Source organism: Paenibacillus sp. 01L418, from assembly GCF_056400045.1.
On record NZ_JBFTSN010000092.1, the window covers coordinates 1 to 19,056 of the forward strand.

Here is a 19,056-nt window from a genome sequence, read left to right on the forward strand (position 1 = left end):
CGCTTATGCTGCCCAGCACTTATATCGCGTTATCAACCTTCCACTCTGAACTCATACCGACGGTTCTCCTGCTAGCCATTTTAGATACACGGGAAGGTATCCCTTTCCCGGCTATGATTGAGGCGTTAATTATGGAGTTTTTCTTTGAGCTGCTGCGGGAGGCCGGCATTCGTCTGCCTCGGCCGATCGGTTCGGCCGTCAGCATAGTTGGGGCGCTTGTTATCGGTCAAGCAGCTATTCAATCACAGATTGCATCTCCGGTCATGGTCATTGTCGTGGCCTTGACCGGCATCGCTTCCTTTGCGCTTCCTCAATACAACATGGCCATCGCACTGCGGATTTTGCGCTTTCCGTTAATGTTTCTCGCAGCGACGTTTGGAGGGCTAGGCATCATGGTAGGCTTAATTCTCATTTACATTCATCTAGCGACTCTACGATCCTTAGGTGAGCCCTATCTAGATTCGTTTGCACCACTGGATTTGAAAAGGCTGCGAGATGCGATTTTTGTGCTGCCAAGACGATTGCTGGTTCATTCGCCTCGGAGTCGACAACTACATAAAAAATCCGCAGGAAGGAAGAAATCATAGTGAAGCCACTCCTCTCCTTTCTCGCTTCATTTCTTGTTCTTTCCTTGATTACTGGATGCTGGGATAATAATGAACTGGACGAGTATGGCTATGTGCAAGCGATATCGATTGATCGAGGCGAGGGTGATTTTGTCGATATTACGACTCACTTTTATAACCCTTCCAGCAAAATGCAGACTGATCCAGCAACGAGTATAGCAGCGAAAGGAATTAATATTCGAACAACAGGAGAAACCTTTTTTGAAGCGATGCGAGAGATCCCTGCAAAATTCGGACGTAAAGCCAAATGGGATCATATGCGAGTCATTATCATCGAAGAGAATTTAGCCAGAACGTTGAACATCCGTGAAGTGCTTGATTTTTTCTCAAGAGACCATGAGCCACGGGGCACTATTCTTCCCATCATAGCTGAGAAATCGGCGGCAGCATTTTTGGATATTAAACCGTTTATCGAGCAGACCATTGGTCAACAGTATAGAAAGATGGAGACGACCGGAGCTCTCTATTCCGCGAAAACGTCTAACCTTCCGCTATATGATCTCGCTATTCAGCTAAGCAGCCCCTCCAAAACCTCTGCTATGCCTTACCTGCATAAAAATAGCTTGGACAATAAAGCGTCAATTTCCGGGGTCGCATTGATTCAAKACGGGAGAATGGTAGGGGTTCTTACGGAAAAAGACACCGAAACGCTGATGATGCTGACAGACAAATATAAGTATGGAGTATTTGAATTCCCTTGCATGAATCATGAAAAAAAGAAACAGCTCTACAACAAAGAATCGCTTGAAATAATCAACTTCAACAGTCAATTGGTTTCGAAAGTGACAGATGAGAATGTAACCGTCGACATCCAAATGACGATTGAAGGTACAACCGGAGAACTACGATGCTCAAACCTGAAAACCAAGCAAGATATGGAGCGTTTTGAACAAACGATTAAGGAGCAGATCGAACATCAGATTCAACATGCAATCCGTACCTTTAAGGCAAAAAAAGTTGATGTGCTCGGAATCGGCAATCAAATTTATCGGAACAACCCGAAACTATGGAAACAATTAGAACCCATTTGGGAGGATAAGCTTGCTCAAATGCAATTTCAAACCCACGTTCAAGTTCATGTGTTAAGTACGGGCATGAACGCTGGTACGATATTTGGGAAAAAGGAGCACTAGATGTGTTAGGAAAATTCATCTGCGTCCTGCTGTTAGCATCCGCTATGCTGATCCATGACATCCCGAAAGTGAAAGCCGCAAGCAAACGAGATCGGTTTGTGTACATAGCGATGTTGGCGCCGCTCCTCTATCTTGCTGTTATCTTTTTAATAGCTAAGCCATGGCCTAGCCTCGATATGATTTTCAATTTATTTACCGAACCAGCTAAACTATTCATTCGTTGGCTCAATCCCTTGCATACGTGAGTTTTATAAAATTTGGAGGAGACCCCATGAAACAAAAAGAACGTATCAGTTCGATTCAAATGTCCATGCTGTTCCTTTTTTTCATGACAGGCTCCTCCATCGTCATTGTCCCTGCACCCTTAACGAACATTGCAGGCAATGGAGCATGGATCTCTCTTCTCATCGCCTCGGCGACAGGCATGCTTTTGCTGGCTGCTATCCTTTATTTAAACCGGCTAGCCCCAGAGCTTTCGTTGATTGAGCAAGGTCGCTCCGTGCTGGGAAAGGGACTCACCTTCTTGATATTGATCCCTTTCACCTTAGTATTGCTTTGGAATATTTCGGGCGTTGTCATTGAAATCGGAATCTTCTTCAAGAATACGATGATGAAAGAAACCCCTACCTATGCTGTAAGCACATTGTTTTTCATTATGATCGGAGTAACAGCGATGGCAGGAATCGAGGTCATTGCTCGGATGGCAGCTGTATTAATGTTTCTGATGTTCGGCTGTATTGTTCTTATCTTGATTCTGGTCTCAAACCTGTATAACACGCAATATCTGCTCCCTGTGATGCCAGATGGAATTGGACCAATCCTGAACGCCTCTTATGTAGTTTATGGTTTTCCCTACTCCGAGATGGTCGTATTTTCGGTCATCCTATCGTTTGTACGCAAGGATGAGAACGCTCAGCTGCGCAAACATATGTACTTTGCGCTTGTAATCAATTCCTTGACGCTGATTGCCTCGGTCATAAGCAGCATTATGGTACTGGGACCACTGTCCGGTGACTTGAAATACTCTTTGTACCAACTAGCCCGGCTAATATCGTTTCAGGAGGTAATCGAGCGAATTGAATCCATCATCGGATTCTCGCTCATCATAGGCTTTTATTTCAAAGCTTCTATTCTCCTGCTCATCCTGATCAAAATGTTGAAAGAACTTCTAGGCTTGAAAAATGAACGCTTGGTCGTATTTCCCGTAGCATTCATTTGCCTCATGCTGTCGTTAACCACCTATACGAAGGAATCTCAATTGGAGGAGTTCGTCAATGTGACATGGCCGCTGCTCAATAATTTTGCCTATACCTTACCCGTTCTTCTGATTTTAGTGCTCACAGTGATTAAGCATCATAGAAAACGGAGTAAGAAGCAATAGTTGTCATTGACTTGTTATTCAAACTAGCAATTAATAAAAAAGAGGCAGTCCCATCGGTCACTTAAGACCTTCTGGGACAACCTCTAGAATTGATTTACCTCTTAATTATGACTGAATTTCGTTTACGATTTGACGGAGAGCCTCTTCGAGCGGCGTGACTGGACGACCAAGCAGCTTCTGAAAATCATTGCTTTCCACTTCCAATGCTCCATCGCGAATCGCACTTTGAATCTGAACCAGAATAGGAACAACCGGTTCAGGTACGCCTGCACTGCTCATGATGCTGGCATAAGCAGTGTCATCCACTTGTTGAACAGGAATTTCCCGTCCCAAGACAGCGGCAAGAATGGAAACCAGCTCTTCTTGCGTCGTAAGCTTGCCGGACAACTCATAAACGGTATTTTCGTGGCCTTCGCCAGCGAGCACCGCCGCAGCTGCCACTGCATAATCGCGACGCGTTGCCCAGCCTACTTTGCCTGAACCCGCTGATGTCAGCCAAGGCGCACCTCCAAGGACCGCTTGAATGCTGCTGATCTCGTTCTCCAAATACCAGTTATTGCGCAGGAAGGAATAAGGAATTCCAGTGTTCTTAATCGCTTCCTCTGCAGCACGATGTACTGGCGCAAGAAAAAGTGAGCTCTCGCTTGCATTTCCTACACTGGTATACGCAATGAAACCAACATTAGCGCGCTGAGCGGCTGCTACGGCATCGGCATGCTGACGAATTCTCGTTTCGTTATCGCCGTCAGTTGATACGATCAATAGACGGTCGATGCCCGAGAACGCTTTATCTAGCGTTTGTGGCTGGTCAAAATCCCCATGACGCACATCCACTCCCCGCGCACGAAGGTGTTCAGCTTTCTCCGGATTGCGGACGCTGACAGCCAGATTCTCTGCCGGTATAGTCTCCAATAAAGTCTCTACTACAATTGATCCCAATTTCCCTGTTACACCTGTCACCAAAATTTTCATCGTAATTCCTCCATTTAGTTTAATGTATTATGATTACCCTTCGTTATAACCACCTTGGTTACAACTTGGGTATAAAAAAAGCTCAATGAGCTTTTTTGTTACACAAAATGAGCTGCGAGCTGGCTTAAGTTTACTTGAGCTAGCCTTTGTTCCATTGCAGATTGAGCTTCCTTCATTTCCAAACGAAGAGCTGCTTCAATATTTCGGCCAACCGGACACTTTGGGTTCGGATTATCATGAAAATTAAACAATTGACCATCCTCAATGACTTCCACGGCACGGTAAACGTCCAAAAGTGTGATCTCATCCCGATCTCTCAGCAAGGAAGCGCCTCCGACTCCTGGTCGAATATCTACCAAGCCTGCCTTCTTGAGCATCCCCATAATTCTGCGGATAATGACAGGATTCGTATTCACGCTGCCTGCAATATAATCGCCCGTACAATCATTGGAGCTAACGGCGATTAGAGAAAGGATGTGGACAGCAATGGAAAATCTGCTACTAATTTGTTTCACTTAGCATCACCACCGTTGTAACCATTGTAGTTACTACGAAGCGGATTGTCAATCCTTTAGAAGAAGATAAGCTTATTATATTCAAAACCAGCTTTTTTAGCCTGCCAAAGCAATTTTCATTTGCATAAGAAAAAAATTTTTGATAATATAACTGACGAACGTTCGTTAATGTGAGGTGATCTTATTGAAAAGCCAAGAAATTAAAGACATTGCTTTAAAGTTTTTCACAATTCATGGGTATGAGGGTGCATCTCTGTCTCAAATTGCCGACAATGTCGGAATGAAAAAACAGTCTCTCTATGCTCATTTCAAAGGAAAAGATGATCTATTTCTACAAGTATTACAAGATGCTAAAGAAGCAGAGGTCTCATCGAAGCTAAACTATTTGAGTAAAGTGGGTACCCAAAACCCTAAAGAGGATTTATTTGGATACCTGCAATTAGTCATTGATTTGTTTCAACAGAGCGAGCAGTTGAAGTTTTGGCTGCGTATGTCTTTTTTTCCGCCTCTCCATTTGGCGCCAGCCATTAATGAGGAAGTATTCGACTCGGAAAATAAGATTCAAACCGTACTCGAAGGCAAATTTCATGATTGGATCGCGGCGAAAGCCATTAGGGAAGATATAGCCTCCATCCCTACGCTTGCTTTCTTAGGTGTTGTTGATTCCATGATGTTAGAGCTTGCTTATGGGAATAATGAAAAACGTCTACAGGATAAATTAAATGCCTCATGGACTGTATTTTGGAGAGGTATTTCACAGCTATGATTTTACAGAAAGAGGTATTACTTCATGAAGAAACCATTGAAAGAACAAAAAACCGTCTTATTTATCCTACTAAGTAATATATTCATTGTTTTTCTAGGCGTGGGACTAATCGTCCCGGTTATGCCATCCTTTATGAATATTATGCATTTATCAGGCCAATCGATGGGTTATCTAATGGCGGCCTTTGCGTTTGCGCAATTACTCATGTCTCCCCTTGCAGGACGGTGGATTGACACTTTCGGCAGGAAGAAAATGATCGTTATCGGCTTATTCCTCTTCAGCATATCAGAGGTAATCTTTGGACTTGGCACACATGTATCCGTTCTTTACTTTTCCAGAATTTTAGGAGGTATTAGTGGTGCATTTATTATGCCCGCCGTAACCGCTTTTGTTGCTGATATTACCTCTGTGGAGGAAAGGCCCAAAGCGATGGGTTATATTTCTGCCGCGATTAGTATCGGTTTTATTATTGGTCCTGGCATCGGAGGTTTTATTGCTGAGCTGGGCGTGCGCGCCCCATTCTACTTTGCAGCTGGATTCGCATTAATAACCTGTATTTCATCCCTGTTTATTTTAAAAGAACCGCTATCCAAACAGGAACTTCTGGAAATTAGTCAGCTCAAAAAAGGGACCAACTTTGTATCTGATTTGAAACGATCGATTCAACCACAATACATTATCGCCTTTATAATTGTGTTTGTACTGGCCTTTGGCTTATCAGCGTATGAAACAGTATTCAGTCTTTTTTCTGATCATAAATTTGGTTTCACTCCTCAAGATATTGCAGCCGTTATTACAATTAGTGCAATCTTCGGCGTTGTCGTTCAGGTCTTTATGTTTGGTAAGATGGTGGATAAACTCGGTGAGAAAAAACTTATCCAAATATGCTTGATTGCTGGCGTATTTTTTGCAGTAGTATCCACCATGATCTCCGGCTTTTTAGCTGTTTTGATAGTCACGTCCTTTATCTTTCTCGCATTTGACCTACTGCGGCCAGCATTAACGACCTATTTATCCAAAACAGCCGAGAAAGAACAAGGCTTTATCGCTGGAATGAATTCCACCTATACTAGCCTAGGCAATATCGTCGGACCTGCGCTTGGCGGAATATTATTTGATGTAAACATCAACTATCCTTATCTCTTTGCTGCTGTCATCATGTTGATTGGCCTTGTCATTACGATGATGTGGAAAGAAAAACAATCAGCTGGCAGCTTGGCAAAATAATGTATGGAACGCTATTGAACAACTAACGCATCTTCCTTCTTCACAATACGCATTATAAAAAAGAAATCCGACGTCTTTTTGAAAGACATCGGATTTTTTCAAAAATATTAGTTGTCATTAATTAGAAATTTTTATTCGGGTTGCGTCTTTTTTAAATAAGCCCGCCACGTAATGCACCATTGCTTCGGATCATCGAGGGATGATTCATCATTTCGGTGTACGGTGCTGCTATGGGGAGCTGATTTCACAATTTCCGGCTGCGTATAAGCTTCGTTCGAGATATGCTCCAGCGCGTGAATGTATTCGTCCAAATCTTCTTTGGAATAGGACTCTGTCGGCTCTAAGGTGAATGGCTGCTTCACGATATACGGATGATGGGAAGTCCAATAATGGAGGCCAAAATCGCACATCCGACGAGTAATATCCTCGGTTGTGACACCCGTTTCCTCGGTAAGCTGCTTCCAGCTGTAACGAACCTGCTCTAGGCGGCGACCTTTGATGTAGGGTGCACTTGCTCCGCGTATTTGCAGTATTTTGTGATAAAGATAGTTATTGTTAAGAACTGCAGTCTGTGCAACATCCTTTAGTCCATCTGGACCTAAACTCATGATCCAAGCATAAGAACGAAGCACCGTTTGGGCAACACCATGGAAGCTGCGCACTTTGCCAATACTGCTTTCTGACTGATTCGCTAATACATACTGGCCATCAACATAATCAACGAGCGGCCCCGGCAAGAAAGGTTTAAGCGCTTCGCTCACGCCTAGCGCACCTGTAGCTGGACCGCCGCACATATGAGGAGCAGCAAAGGTTTTGTGCAAGTTGAAGAAACACATATCAAAGCCAGCTTCCTTCGCTCTGGTTATACCGAGCAAACCATTAGCATTAGCTTGATCATAGAAGCAAATGCCGCCCGCTTCATGAACCAAATCGGTGAACTCGCGAATACGGTGATTGAAAATACCGGTATCTTCCGGATTTGCTACGACAAATCCAGCGGTCCGCTCAGATATCGCATTTCTCAGCTTCTCCAAATCAGGGAATCCGTCTTCATCCGGATGAAGCGTAATGATTTTGTAGCCTTTAACTGCAGCTGTTGCAGCTTGAGATGGGTGGGAGAAAATCGTCGTAATGATTTCATCCCGCTGATCTCCTTCGCCCCGCGAATCATGGTATGCACGAACGATGGAAGCCATCGCGAGCAAAGCCTGCGTCCCGCTGCTTGGCTGAAACGAGAAGGCATCCATTCCGCTAATTTCACGCATGGCCAGGTCCATTTTATAGAAAATTTCTAAAATGCCTTGAACAGAACCTGCATCCTGCAACGGATGGAGCTCCGTCATATGCGGCGTGCGGATCAGCATTTCGTTAATGCGCGGAATATATTTCATCGTACAAGTACCTTGACCGATCTCAACGTTCAAATCGGAGCCCAGTGTCTCTTGCGAGAGGCGCAAATAATGGCGAAGTACTTTTGCTTGACCAATCTCGGGAAGCCCTGGCACATTGCTGCGACGCATGGATGCAGGTATGCGCTGGGTACCATCTCCTACCTCAGCTACAATCCCAGCCTCAGTTCCAGGCGGAATGACACCTCGCTCGCCCTGACGATGGAGTTCAAATATGATCGGCTCATCCCATTTGGCTTGATGGAAATTTCGGACTTTATGGTCCCTGCGAATTCGTTTCATGGCGCTTTCGTCCTTCCTCTGTATAAGTCAAACCTCATTTGCGAACGATCGTTTGAATCGTGTCTGCCAGTCGATCTAGATCAAGCTGCGAATGAATTTCCGTCACGCAGTACAGTGCAGTTTGTCCCCACTGCGGGAATGCAGCCGACAAATCTTTGCCTCCAAAAATTCCTGCTTCCAAAAGCTGAGCGTTTATCTGAGCGACCGTTAAACCAGTATGATTAAAATCAACAACAAACTCTTTAAAGAAGGCTGCTTCTCCGAATCGAAGAGAAACGCCTGGAATAGCTGAGAGCTTCTTCGCTGCATATTGCGACTTCTGCATGATCGTCTCTCCGACCTCTTGCATGCCGGTCGGTCCAAGCAAGGACAAATAGACGCCAGCTGTTATTCCCCACAATGCAGTTTGGGTGCCAACAGATTCCTTCCCTTTCTCACGCAGCGCAAAGGAAGTTCGCTCATATGCCACATCGCCAAAGCCATACTCGCCTTCTACCTCAGTAGGCACAATGCCGAACAATCTTGATGGATACTCCATGACATACTTCTCTTCATCACGGGTCGCAATAAAACCGGCTTGCCCCCCGCCATAATTCATGTGCATTCCAAGAGGCTGCAAATCTCCGCATACGATATCAGCSCCGTACTGGCTAGGCGGCTGAAGAACGCCAAGGGAGATGGGATCAACACCAACGATCGAAATCGCATCTACCGAATGCACAAGCTCTGATATTTCATGCCCTTGGTCTTCGATAATACCTAGATAACCAGGATTCTCGAAGTAAACCGCAGCGATATCGCTCGATAGCTTGCTGCGCAAATCATCTAAGCTCATTTTGCCCGTTGCCTCGTCGATTTCAACGAATCGAAGCTCCATCACAGGCGTGCAATAATTGTTGATGATCATCACTTTGTCAGGATCAACCGACCTTGGAAGCAAGGCAACTTTGCGCCCTGTCATACGCCCTGCCATCCGAATCGAAGTTGATGCAGCTTGCGCCCAGTCAAAAGTAGGGACGTTTACGACATCCATATCCACTAGCTCAGCCATCAAACTTTGATACTCAAACAACGTTTGGAAGCGTCCATGATCTTCATAGGGTTCACCTGCATAAGCCGTTACAAATTCGGAACGCTGATTGATCTCATCACAGACAGCTGGAATAAAATGTTGCCAGCAGCCTGCTCCTAAAAAATTCAGATAAGCTGCACCATGCTTATTTTTTGCAAGCAGGCCATCGATATGACGGCGCAGCTCATATTCCGTCATCGCTGGAGGAAGGTTCATCTCATGATTCAGCTTTAAGCTCTCTGGTATGCCTTCGTGAAGCTGGTCCATCGAGGTGAGTCCAATTTCCTTCAGCATCGCTTCGCGAACTTCAGGTACCGTATTCGGTATATAAGGATGGGCATACGTTCTGTTCTTAGGCAAAATAAACGCCTCCATTCATCGTTGTCAGAATTAGTTGTATCCTGTAGCCGTTCGTTCTTAAGCAATACCGCCGCCATCCACAACGAGCACGCTTCCTGTTACCCAAGAAGACATATCGCTTGCTAAGAACAGAACCGCATTCGCAATATCACGCGGCGTTCCAAGCCTTTCAAGCGGACGACCGCTGGCAGAGGCGACAAGGAATGCTGCCTCGTCCTGCTGCAGCTGCTTTGCTTCATCGCGCAGGAGAGGAGTATCCGTATCGCCAGGTGAAACGCAGTTCACACGTATATTGGCGATTCCGTGATCGATAGCCATCGCCCTCGTCAAATTCACGACACCAGCCTTGGCTGCGCAATAAGCTGCAGCCCGATCTCCGCCTTTTAGACCCCAGCCCGAACCCGAATTAATGATACTTCCTCCACCGCTGCGTTCCATGATAGGAATGATATATTTGGAGAGCAGATAGACACCCTTCAAGGAAACATCCAAAACGAGATCCCAGTCGCGTTCTTCCAGCTCCACGACAGTCTTGCGACGAATAACGCCAGCATTGTTGAACAAGATATCTACTCGGCCATGAGCAGAATCAATTTCTGCTGCTGCACGCTGGCAATCTGCTGAAGAGGTCACATCGCAGCGCTGAAAGCTCGCTTGGCCTCCCTTTTCCCTTATTCCTTTAACCGCCTGCTCACCCATCGCCTCATTAATGTCAATAAGGATAGCTGCTGCACCGAAGCTGGCAAGAAGTTCAGCTGTCGCAAGTCCAATTCCAGAGGCGCCTCCGGTGATTACGGCTACTTTTCCCGATAGATTAAGCATGTCTTGTGTATGAAGCATCATCATTTCTCCTCCTGTTGTAGTAGATTCGCTTCCTGTCTCATGTGATGGCTGAGCCTCTCGGGAGCCGTATCTTCTGAAAGATAAGGCTTCAGCAGCAGTCTGAAACGGAATTCCTCTGCCGCAACTTTGTTTTCCAGTGATTGAGAAGGTCCACAGCTATTGCTGCCAAGACCATTCTGGCGATAATCCAAATTAAGTGTAATAAAATCCCGCGGAACAAGATCACTCGCATGCTGCGCTGCTTCTAAGTCGCCATCCGTATAACGTCGAGCGCTGAACTCAAGCGCCTTTACACCTGTCGCCAGCAGCCCAATTCCACTGCTATCTGTAATAGATACAAAGCGAACATCCATACGATTCCCGTTCTCTTGTGGATAGATATATGGGGTAAATAGTTCATCAACTGAATTTGTATACACACCAAATCTTCCTGCTTCTTTGCTGTCGGAATAATTTTCTCCCGGACCACGGCCATACCATTTGACATTATCCATTTCTGACGGCATTTCCAATTGAAATCCAATCTTAGGAAGCATAGCAGGCGGCTTCCCTTCAGGTACGCCATGCACATCAATCATGATTAAGCCTGTGCCTGTTACAGTGTAAGTCGTTTCACAGCGGAAGCCCCAATCATAGACAGGCGGAGCAATTCGGGAGGACCAGCTGATCCGAATCGTCCCTTCATTCAATCGCTCCCAATGGCAATCATCGATTCGTTCCGTCAGCTTATCGAGATGCGCCTTGCGCCAATCGGGCAGGACATACATATCGTTGTCAATCGGGGCTCGCCAGAAGTTGAGACGCGGCCCTTTATTTATTAACTCTTGTCCGTTTATTCGGAGTGAGCTGATCCCTGATTGCCGTGAATCGAATATCAAATTGAAATAATCGTTCCCCATGCTAATCTGTCGTCCATCCTCCATGCACGATAAGCTAGGAATAGGTAAACTTACGGCTGCTGCCAAAGTCAATCCTTCATTGGCATAATCCCCGACAGCTCGGGTTGTTGAGCAGCTCCGCGCAGGTTCAATGGCAAACTGCGCCCATGCGATCTCATGCCCTCTCTCTCCCCACATGCAGGATGCTGCAAGCGAGAAGCCGATATTCAGCCAGCGCTCCGCCCCCTCCACGGATAAGGACAACTGCGAATCATTTCGCATAGGAATACGAAGCTCTGCACTTTCACCGGGTGTTATCCTAGGCAGCGAAAGTACACCACTTTGGACAATCCGTCCTTCTACTGTCACATTCCAATCTGCATATAGATGATCCAGCGTTAGGAAGTCATACCGATTCGTAATTCGTATACGATCATTATTTATATAGTCGACTCTGACAGGCTCGATAATCTTCTTATATTCAATGAGTCCGGGTGAAGGCGTTCGATCTGGTCGAACAAGGCCATCAATAACAAAATTGCTGTTGTTAGGAACATCGCCATAGTCACCACCATAAGCATAATCAACTTTGCCATCGGCTGTTTTCCTGCGAATGCCGTGATCGATCCATTCCCATACGAAGCCGCCCTGCAATCTTCGATGAGCATCAAAGGTATCAAAATAAGGTTTGAGACCGCCTGGACCATTCCCCATCGCATGAGCGAATTCACATAGGATATGCGGCTTAGGATGATCAACCAGCTGACCAAAACCTTCCATCTTCTCTACGGAGGAATACATCGTGCTCACGATATCGCACACTTCTGCTTCACGATCCTCTTCATAGTGAATAAGGCGGGTCGGATCGTTTTGTTTGCACCATTCCGACATTGCCCGGAAGTTGCAGCCAAAGCCAGACTCGTTGCCGAGCGACCAGAACAGAATGGAAGGATGATTCTTATCCCTCTCTACCATACGCCTCATCCGCTCCACATACGCTTCCTGCCATGCTGGGTCATCGCTTAGCTTAGCAATATTGCCCAAAAGCTCGAAGCCATGTGTCTCTAAGTCCGTTTCTTCCATAACATACAAACCGTATTCATCACAAATATCATAAAATCTCGGATCATTCGGATAATGTGCCGTTCTAACCGCATTAATGTTATGCTGTTTCATCATTTTCACATCTTGGATCATCGTCGATAGGGTGACTGTTCGTCCCGTATCAGGGTGATGGTCATGACGATTTACGCCTTTGAGCAAAATGGCTTTGCCATTCACCAGAAATTGGCCGTTCTTTACTTCTATCTTCCTGAAGCCCACCCGCTGAGCAACGGTCTCGATCATTTGTGCATTCTGATCCACAATACTAATTGTCAGATGATACAAAGCAGGAGCTTCCGCACTCCAAAGGGCTGGCTTCACAATTGGAATGGCGAAACTTGCTACGAAAGTCTGACCATCAGCAGAAGCAATTGGATTCATCGCTGAACAAACAAATGCACCTTCAGGGCCAAGCAGCTCCAGCCGAACTTCACCTTGCAGATCCTCACCACTCAGTTCCACCTGTACCGATAACATCGCATCGCAGTATTCACTATCCAAATCGGTAACGACTCGGTAGTCCACAATACGAACCGCTGATGGCTCCGAAATCAAATATACATCTCGAAAAATACCGCTCATATACCACATATCCTGATCTTCCAAGTAGCTGCCGTCCGACCACTGGTATACACGAACAGCTAGACGGTTGATACCCGTCTTCGCATAAGGCGTCAAATCAAACTCTGATGTCAATCGGCTTCCTTGGCTGTATCCCACGAATGTCCCATTAACCCACAAATGAAAGGCACTATCTACGCCATCGAACTTGACGGCAAGCTTTCTTCCATTCCAATGTGCAGGCAGCTCGAATTCTCGTATATAGCTGCCTGTTGGATTATCATTCGGTACATGAGGCGGATCAACAGGGAATGGATAATACAAGTCTGTATAATGCGGACTTCCATAACCTTTCAGCTGCCAATGACTTGGAACCTGAATATCATCCCAGCTAGATGTATCATAATGGTCTTCATAAAATCCATCCGGTGCCCACTCAGGCCCCTTCGCATAATGAAACTTCCAACTGCCATTTAATGAGCGGAACCAAGGGGAGCTCCCTCGGTCATAGCTCAAAGCTCCAGCACGATCGGAATACGGGATGAAATATGATCGGCTTTTCGCACGTCCACGTGCAAGTATGGCAAGGTTATCCCAATCGCGTTCTATTTTCTCGTTTCGCATCGATGCCGCTCCTCTCCTAAACCTATCTCTATCACTCTATCTATTCATGCAGCCTATCCCTTAATCCCCGTACCTGCTATTCCACCGACAATATAACGCTGTGCGAAAAAAAATACAGCGAGCGGAGGAATCGAGATGAGACAAGTAATCGCCATAATCGACTGCATATCGACGCCGAACATGCCCTTGAACTGTGCTAATCCGAGCGTCAGTGTGTACTTCGACTGATCATTAAGGAAAATAAGCGGCCCCAGATAATCATTCCAGCAGCTCATAATTTGAAACACAGCGACTAAAATGAGCGAAGGTCCCATAAGCGGCACTATAATCCGCACAAGAATTCCAAATTTGCTCGCCCCATCTATAGTTGCCGCCTCATCAAGCTCACGCGGAATCGTAAGAATAAACTGCCTCAGAAGGAAAATGAAGTAAGCTGAACCGAACCAAGAAGGTACGATAAGCGGTTTAAGCGTATTAATCCATCCCAAATAGTTGAACTCCATATACTGCGGAATCATTGTCACTTCCCAAGGAACCATCATCGTCGCTAGTACAACTAGGAAAAGTAGATTGCGTCCCTTAAAATCAAATCTCGCGAACCCGTAAGCTACTAGAGTACAGGATATCAACTGGCCAATCGTAGACAACGAAGTTACGATTAGCGTATTTTTCAGAAATAAGTTAAAAGGCTGTGTCGTCCACGCATTGGCGAAGTTGCTGAATTTCCAAACCGAAGGAATCCATTTGGGTGGAAACAGATACAGCTCCGTCTGCGACTTTAGAGCGGTCGTCACCGCCCAAAATAACGGGGCAGCGAACATCAGCGAGCAGAAGATCAGCAGCGTATAAACGATGATCCGCCTCATACGGATCTCCCCTTTCCACTGGACTTCAATTTCTTCTCCGGCAAACGTTTCATTTCGCCTTCATAGAACACCCAAGCCTCTGACGACTTGAATACAAAAAAAGTCAATGTGAGCACAATAAGAAACATAAACCATGCGTTTGCAGCAGAGTAACCCATTTTGAAAAACTTGAACGCATTCTCATACATGTACATCGCATAGAAGTACGTAGATTTCATAGGGCCTCCGCCCGTGAGCAATAACGCGAGAGTGAGCTGTTGAAATGCCGCTATAATAGAAGTAATTAGGTTGAACAAAATCGTCGGTGTTAGCAGCGGAATCGTTACGCTGATGAACTGCCTGATCATACCTGCCCCATCAATTGATGCGGATTCATAAAGATCCTTTGGAATTCCCTTGAGCCCAGCGAGAAAGACGAGCATCATTGCGCCTTGTCCCCATAGGCTTGCGACAACCATGGCCACAAGAGACCACTGTGTTTCATTCAGCCAGTCCGGGCCTTGTACACCGACGAGTGACAGAAAATAATTCAATATGCCATAATCACCGCTGTACACCCAAGACCAGATCATTGCTAAAGCTACACCTGAGATGACAGAAGGCAAATAAAATGCTGTTCGAAAAATCGCGCTGCCCCGTGTCTTCTGGTTAAGAAGAATCGCAAGTCCCAACCCAACTGCAATATTGAGCGGAACAAATAGCGCTGCAAACTTAATCGTGACGCCGAATGACTTCCAAAACAACGGATCATCCGTAAACATTTCTACATAATTGCCAAATCCAATAAATTGCACCTTGCCCACGATCGGCCAATCAAAAAAAGAAATAATAAGTGAAAACAACAACGGTCCCAAAGTGAAAACGAGGAATCCAAAGATCCATGGAAAAATGAAGAGGTAGGGCACAGCCCCACCCCATCTGCGTTTCAGGCTGGCTGAATGTTTTCCTGCTGTCTGTGGGTAGGTCTGAGCCATCTCCTAACCTTCTTTCTGCATCTATAATGTTATTTCAAGTAACGCTCGCTATCTTTTACGGCTTGATTCAATGCTTCCTGCGCATTACTGCCATGCATAACTGCTTCTACTGCCGCGGAAAGCTGTCTATTCACTTCATTCCACTTTGCGCTAAGCAGGAAAGCCGGTGTATTATCAGAACGTTCAAGCATCGTATAGTACGGCTTGTACAGAGGATCTTGATCTTTTTTGAGCTCTTCCACGACGCTTAATCTTACTGGCAAATCAGCTACGCGCATCTTGATCGCTTCATTCGATACATAATATTTGATAAATTCCCAAGCCAAATCCTTTTGCTTGGAATCCTTCGCAATGGACAGCGCAGATTCTGCGACAACGCCTTTAACTTGCTTGCCTGGAAATGCTGGCATCTCCACGGTGCCTACATCAATGCCAGCTTGCTTGAAAGATTCGAGCGGCCAAATTCCGCTCTCCCACATAGCAATTTTGCCAGCTTTAAAAATATCCTCGCCGCTTTGTTGACCTTTACCACCTGCAAGCACGGCAGAGCCGTTCTTTAACATGTCGCCAAACATTTGAATCACACCTGCTGTTTCGCTGCTGTTCATGTAACCTTCTATTGTTTTACCGTCATCCGATATATAGGAACTGCCATTGCTCCATACAAACCCTTGCAGATCATAAGTGTCATTCTCAGCTCGAACTCCGAAGCCATATTGCTTCTTTGTTTTGTCCGTCAGTTGCTTGGAGATTTCTTGAAACTCATCCCATGTCCAGCCATCCTTCGGATAAGGAATCTTCGCATCATCAAACATTTTCTTGTTGTAGTACACAACACGTGTCGTGAAGCCTGCCGGAATGCCATAAAGGTTGTTGTCAATTGTCGCGTAATTAAATAGGCCGCTGTAGAAGTCATCCTTTTTCAGGTCCGCATCACTGTCTGCATAGCTGTTAAGCGGCTCAAGCGACTGGTGATAGGTTGGAAAATCCCACATGTACATGACATCGGGAGGATTTGTAGCCCCGAAGCCTGCAGCCAGCTTTTGGTCAAATCCATCTGCGTAAGCCTCTACCTGAATCTTCGTGCCAGGATGATTGGCTTCGAACTTCTTAGCGATATCCTGCTCAATCTTGAGCGCATCCCCAGTATCCCATGTGGCGAATCGAAGCGTTTTCAAAGCTGTAGAACCTTTTTCATTATCAGGCTTCGCTGTCGTGCCATTTGTACTTTCGTTATTACCTGAACATGCTGTAAGCATTGTCACAGTCATAACCGTCGTAACAATAATAAGAGAAATTTTGTTCTTCATTCTGGCAGCTCCCCTATCCGTGTAGTACTTCGTAATTGAACTGCTTTCATCTTAATAAAAATGAAAGCGCTACAAAACCGTTAAACATTCGAATGTTGGTGTGGTTTTGTTCGATTTACTTGGGAAGGTGCACATCTGTTTGGAGCGTACTGCCTTTTTGTTGGGTACGGTAGTAGCTGGGCGTTTGCCCCGTGCAGCGCTTGAACCATTTACTGAAATATTTGCTATCGCCAAGCCCTGTACGCTCGGCTATGTCCTGCATCGTAAGCGTCGTTTCTTTCAATAACACATATGCCAATTTCAGCTTGCGTTTATACTGATAGGCGACAAAGCTGTCTCCTACTGCTTTTTTGAACAGGATCGAGAAATGGCTGCGGCTAAGGCCGACCTGTTTGGCCACGTCGCTGACTGACCAATCTGCCGCTGGGTTATCATGCAGCAAGTTAACTGCTCGCCAAATTGCCTCTGGCCAATCCACCGCGGATACGCTGTGGGCTTTCTCCAGTTCTGCTTCTTTATGAAGCGCTGACCATGCTTGAAGTCGTTCATCCGCATGCATGAGCGGCCCTCTTTTGGCCCACTGCAGCTTCGTATTCTTGCTCTTTTGCTCCACCAGCAGCATGTCCAAGACATTTAATTTAGATTGCGGGACGATACAGTAGCACCGTTCCTCCCCATAAGGAATAATCGTCCCTTCACAAATTTTTTGATCCTCGTATGTCACTCTCTTCAATAGATCAAGCCAGGATGACTCGCAGCCTGAAGTCTTGACCAAATAGATATAGACAGGCTCGCCATGGAAAGACCACTCCTCGCGAGTGCGTTTCTCCATCTCGCCAATAAATTTATGGTTATGTCCATTCAACCAAGCGTACAACAGGGTACTCAAGCGTTCTCCTTGATCAATGCCATTTTCTTCAGGCACCGCGGATTCCGAAGCCGCCCCCAGTTCAATCTGGAACTTCGCCAGCATTCCTTCCAGCTCTTCGTCCTCGAAGGCGGTTTTGAGCAGATAACCTGATGCGCCCAGCTTCATGCCCTGCTGCGCGTATTCAAAATCCCGGTGGCAGCTGAGTAAAATTATTTTTGTATGAGGAGCCTTCTCCTTTACTTTCCGTGATAATTCGATGCCATCCATCTCGGGCATGACAATATCTGTTATGAGAACTTCAGGCTGATGTTCAAGAAAAGCATCCCAGGCTTTGCGGCCGTTTGGAGCGTCAGCGACCACTTCCATTCCATATTTATCCCAAGGAACGGTTGAGCGAAGTCCTTTGCGGACAATACTTTCGTCATCTGCGATTAACACCTTAATCATCTTGGTTGCTTCCATGCAGGTTATCCTCCTTTTTGGGCCATTCAATGATGATCGTAGTCCCTTCACCCTGAATCGATTGTACGGTTAACCCATACTGCAGGCCAAAATGCAGTTTGAATTTCTGATCGGCATTTTGCACCCCAAGTCCTCCTCGGCCCTTGCGATTCGTCATATTGGTCAACAATAAAAGCTTTAGCTTATCTGGCGAAATGCCAGCTCCGTTATCAGATAACTTAAGCAATAAATGATTTCCTTTCTCCTGTACAGTCAAACGGATCACACCCTTGCCATCCTCGAAGCCATGGAAAAAAATATTTTCGAACAATGGCTGCAGCGTCATTCGAGGAATCAGATAGCGTTTCAAATGCTCCTCGCATTCCAGCACATACTCGAACGTGGAACCGTAGCGCACTTCTTGAATTTTCAAAAAATGATCAATCATCCGAAGCTCACGTTCCATAGAAATCAACTCCTGTGAGATATCCAAATTACCCTCAAGCACCATCGTAAGGTGATACAGCATCTGACGGATTTCTTCTGCTCCTTGCAGTCTCGCTTTCCATTGAATCGAATTAAGCGTGTTAAACAGTAAATGGGGATTAATTTGATAATGGAAAGCCTTAAGCTCCGCTTCCTTCTTAAGTCGCTCGCTCCGCTCAACTTCGCCAATTAACGATTGTATCCCGCTGACCATATTATTAAAACTTGTATCCAAGATGCCTAGCTCGTCATGGGATTCAACCTGAGTCCTCGTATGCAGCTTTCCGAAGCTTACCTTCTGCATCGCATCCTTAAGGCGGCGAATCCGTGCGGTAAACCGGGAAGAGAACAAGTA

General features: G+C 45.8%; 17 protein-coding genes. 6 read left to right on the forward strand and 11 right to left on the reverse strand.

The window, feature by feature from the left end; translation table 11 throughout:
* From AC1DSE_RS13905 to AC1DSE_RS13920, 4 genes are all read left to right on the forward strand, one after another.
* On the forward strand, positions 1-587 hold a 587-nt coding region (locus AC1DSE_RS13905; protein WP_477527795.1), incomplete at its 5' end, for a spore germination protein.
* Complete coding sequence (locus AC1DSE_RS13910) at positions 587-1,759, forward strand: Ger(x)C family spore germination protein (protein ID WP_477527796.1); 1,173 nt, start codon at positions 587-589, stop codon at positions 1,757-1,759. The genes AC1DSE_RS13905 and AC1DSE_RS13910, both read left to right, overlap by 1 nt.
* 2 nt (positions 1,760-1,761) lie before the next feature.
* Positions 1,762-2,004, forward strand: coding sequence for a hypothetical protein (locus AC1DSE_RS13915; protein ID WP_441880865.1), 243 nt, complete (start codon positions 1,762-1,764; stop codon positions 2,002-2,004).
* A gap of 26 nt (positions 2,005-2,030) precedes the next feature.
* Positions 2,031-3,140, forward strand: coding sequence for a GerAB/ArcD/ProY family transporter (locus AC1DSE_RS13920; RefSeq protein WP_477512119.1), 1,110 nt, complete (start codon positions 2,031-2,033; stop codon positions 3,138-3,140).
* 105 nt (positions 3,141-3,245) lie between these two features.
* On the opposite strand, the gene AC1DSE_RS13925 is transcribed toward AC1DSE_RS13920, so the two are convergent.
* Both AC1DSE_RS13925 and AC1DSE_RS13930 read right to left on the reverse strand, forming a co-directional pair.
* Entirely contained in the window at positions 3,246-4,112 is an 867-nt protein-coding gene (locus AC1DSE_RS13925; RefSeq protein WP_477512118.1) for an SDR family oxidoreductase, read from the reverse strand.
* 98 nt (positions 4,113-4,210) lie between these two features.
* Positions 4,211-4,627, reverse strand: a complete 417-nt coding sequence (locus tag AC1DSE_RS13930) for an Rrf2 family transcriptional regulator (RefSeq protein WP_339203942.1) — start codon at positions 4,625-4,627, stop codon at positions 4,211-4,213.
* A 175-nt stretch (positions 4,628-4,802) separates the two neighbouring features.
* Here AC1DSE_RS13930 and AC1DSE_RS13935 point away from each other — a divergent pair, with 175 nt between their 5' ends.
* Together AC1DSE_RS13935 and AC1DSE_RS13940 are read left to right on the forward strand one after the other, a co-directional pair.
* Complete coding sequence (locus AC1DSE_RS13935; RefSeq protein WP_441962707.1) at positions 4,803-5,393, forward strand: TetR/AcrR family transcriptional regulator; 591 nt, start codon at positions 4,803-4,805, stop codon at positions 5,391-5,393.
* 24 nt (positions 5,394-5,417) lie between these two features.
* Complete coding sequence (locus tag AC1DSE_RS13940) at positions 5,418-6,620, forward strand: MFS transporter (protein WP_477527797.1); 1,203 nt, start codon at positions 5,418-5,420, stop codon at positions 6,618-6,620.
* A 131-nt stretch (positions 6,621-6,751) separates the two neighbouring features.
* Here AC1DSE_RS13940 and gcvPB read toward each other — a convergent pair whose 3' ends face one another.
* From gcvPB to AC1DSE_RS13985, 9 genes are all read right to left on the reverse strand, one after another.
* Complete coding sequence (gene gcvPB / locus AC1DSE_RS13945) at positions 6,752-8,311, reverse strand: aminomethyl-transferring glycine dehydrogenase subunit GcvPB (RefSeq protein WP_477512116.1); 1,560 nt, start codon at positions 8,309-8,311, stop codon at positions 6,752-6,754.
* A 34-nt stretch (positions 8,312-8,345) separates the two neighbouring features.
* Positions 8,346-9,758, reverse strand: coding sequence for an aminomethyl-transferring glycine dehydrogenase subunit GcvPA (gene gcvPA, locus AC1DSE_RS13950; RefSeq protein WP_477512115.1), 1,413 nt, complete (start codon positions 9,756-9,758; stop codon positions 8,346-8,348).
* A 42-nt stretch (positions 9,759-9,800) separates the two neighbouring features.
* A complete protein-coding gene (locus AC1DSE_RS13955; RefSeq protein WP_076270534.1) occupies positions 9,801-10,583 on the reverse strand; it encodes an SDR family NAD(P)-dependent oxidoreductase in 783 nt (260 codons plus the stop codon).
* 2 nt (positions 10,584-10,585) lie between these two features.
* Positions 10,586-13,753: a glycoside hydrolase family 2 TIM barrel-domain containing protein gene (locus tag AC1DSE_RS13960; protein ID WP_477527798.1), complete on the reverse strand. Its 3,168-nt coding sequence runs from the start codon at positions 13,751-13,753 to the stop codon at positions 10,586-10,588.
* A gap of 53 nt (positions 13,754-13,806) precedes the next feature.
* Positions 13,807-14,619, reverse strand: coding sequence for a carbohydrate ABC transporter permease (locus AC1DSE_RS13965; RefSeq protein ID WP_441880857.1), 813 nt, complete (start codon positions 14,617-14,619; stop codon positions 13,807-13,809).
* A complete protein-coding gene (locus AC1DSE_RS13970) occupies positions 14,616-15,593 on the reverse strand; it encodes a carbohydrate ABC transporter permease (RefSeq protein WP_339203949.1) in 978 nt (325 codons plus the stop codon). The genes AC1DSE_RS13965 and AC1DSE_RS13970 overlap by 4 nt, the downstream gene beginning before the upstream one ends.
* 29 nt (positions 15,594-15,622) lie before the next feature.
* Positions 15,623-16,903 (reverse strand): ABC transporter substrate-binding protein, encoded by a 1,281-nt coding sequence (locus AC1DSE_RS13975; protein WP_477512113.1) that lies wholly within the window; start codon positions 16,901-16,903, stop codon positions 15,623-15,625.
* Between the two features lie 115 nt (positions 16,904-17,018).
* A complete protein-coding gene (locus tag AC1DSE_RS13980) occupies positions 17,019-18,236 on the reverse strand; it encodes a response regulator transcription factor (RefSeq protein ID WP_477512112.1) in 1,218 nt (405 codons plus the stop codon).
* A partial coding sequence (locus AC1DSE_RS13985) for a sensor histidine kinase (protein WP_477527799.1) occupies positions 18,214-19,056 on the reverse strand: 843 nt, incomplete at its 5' end. The genes AC1DSE_RS13985 and AC1DSE_RS13980, both read right to left, overlap by 23 nt.

Coding starts and splice junctions, on each gene's coding strand:
- AC1DSE_RS13920 (WP_477512119.1), top strand. CDS start 2,031: ATGAAACAAAAAGAACGTATCAGTTCGATTCAAATGTCCATGCTGTTC.
- AC1DSE_RS13925 (WP_477512118.1), bottom strand. CDS start 4,112: ATGAAAATTTTGGTGACAGGTGTAACAGGGAAATTGGGATCAATTGTA.
- AC1DSE_RS13940 (WP_477527797.1), top strand. CDS start 5,418: ATGAAGAAACCATTGAAAGAACAAAAAACCGTCTTATTTATCCTACTA.
- gcvPB (WP_477512116.1), bottom strand. CDS start 8,311: ATGAAACGAATTCGCAGGGACCATAAAGTCCGAAATTTCCATCAAGCC.
- AC1DSE_RS13955 (WP_076270534.1), bottom strand. CDS start 10,583: ATGCTTCATACACAAGACATGCTTAATCTATCGGGAAAAGTAGCCGTA.
- AC1DSE_RS13960 (WP_477527798.1), bottom strand. CDS start 13,753: ATGCGAAACGAGAAAATAGAACGCGATTGGGATAACCTTGCCATACTT.
- AC1DSE_RS13965 (WP_441880857.1), bottom strand. CDS start 14,619: ATGAGGCGGATCATCGTTTATACGCTGCTGATCTTCTGCTCGCTGATG.
- AC1DSE_RS13970 (WP_339203949.1), bottom strand. CDS start 15,593: ATGGCTCAGACCTACCCACAGACAGCAGGAAAACATTCAGCCAGCCTG.
- AC1DSE_RS13975 (WP_477512113.1), bottom strand. CDS start 16,903: ATGAAGAACAAAATTTCTCTTATTATTGTTACGACGGTTATGACTGTG.
- AC1DSE_RS13980 (WP_477512112.1), bottom strand. CDS start 18,236: ATGGAAGCAACCAAGATGATTAAGGTGTTAATCGCAGATGACGAAAGT.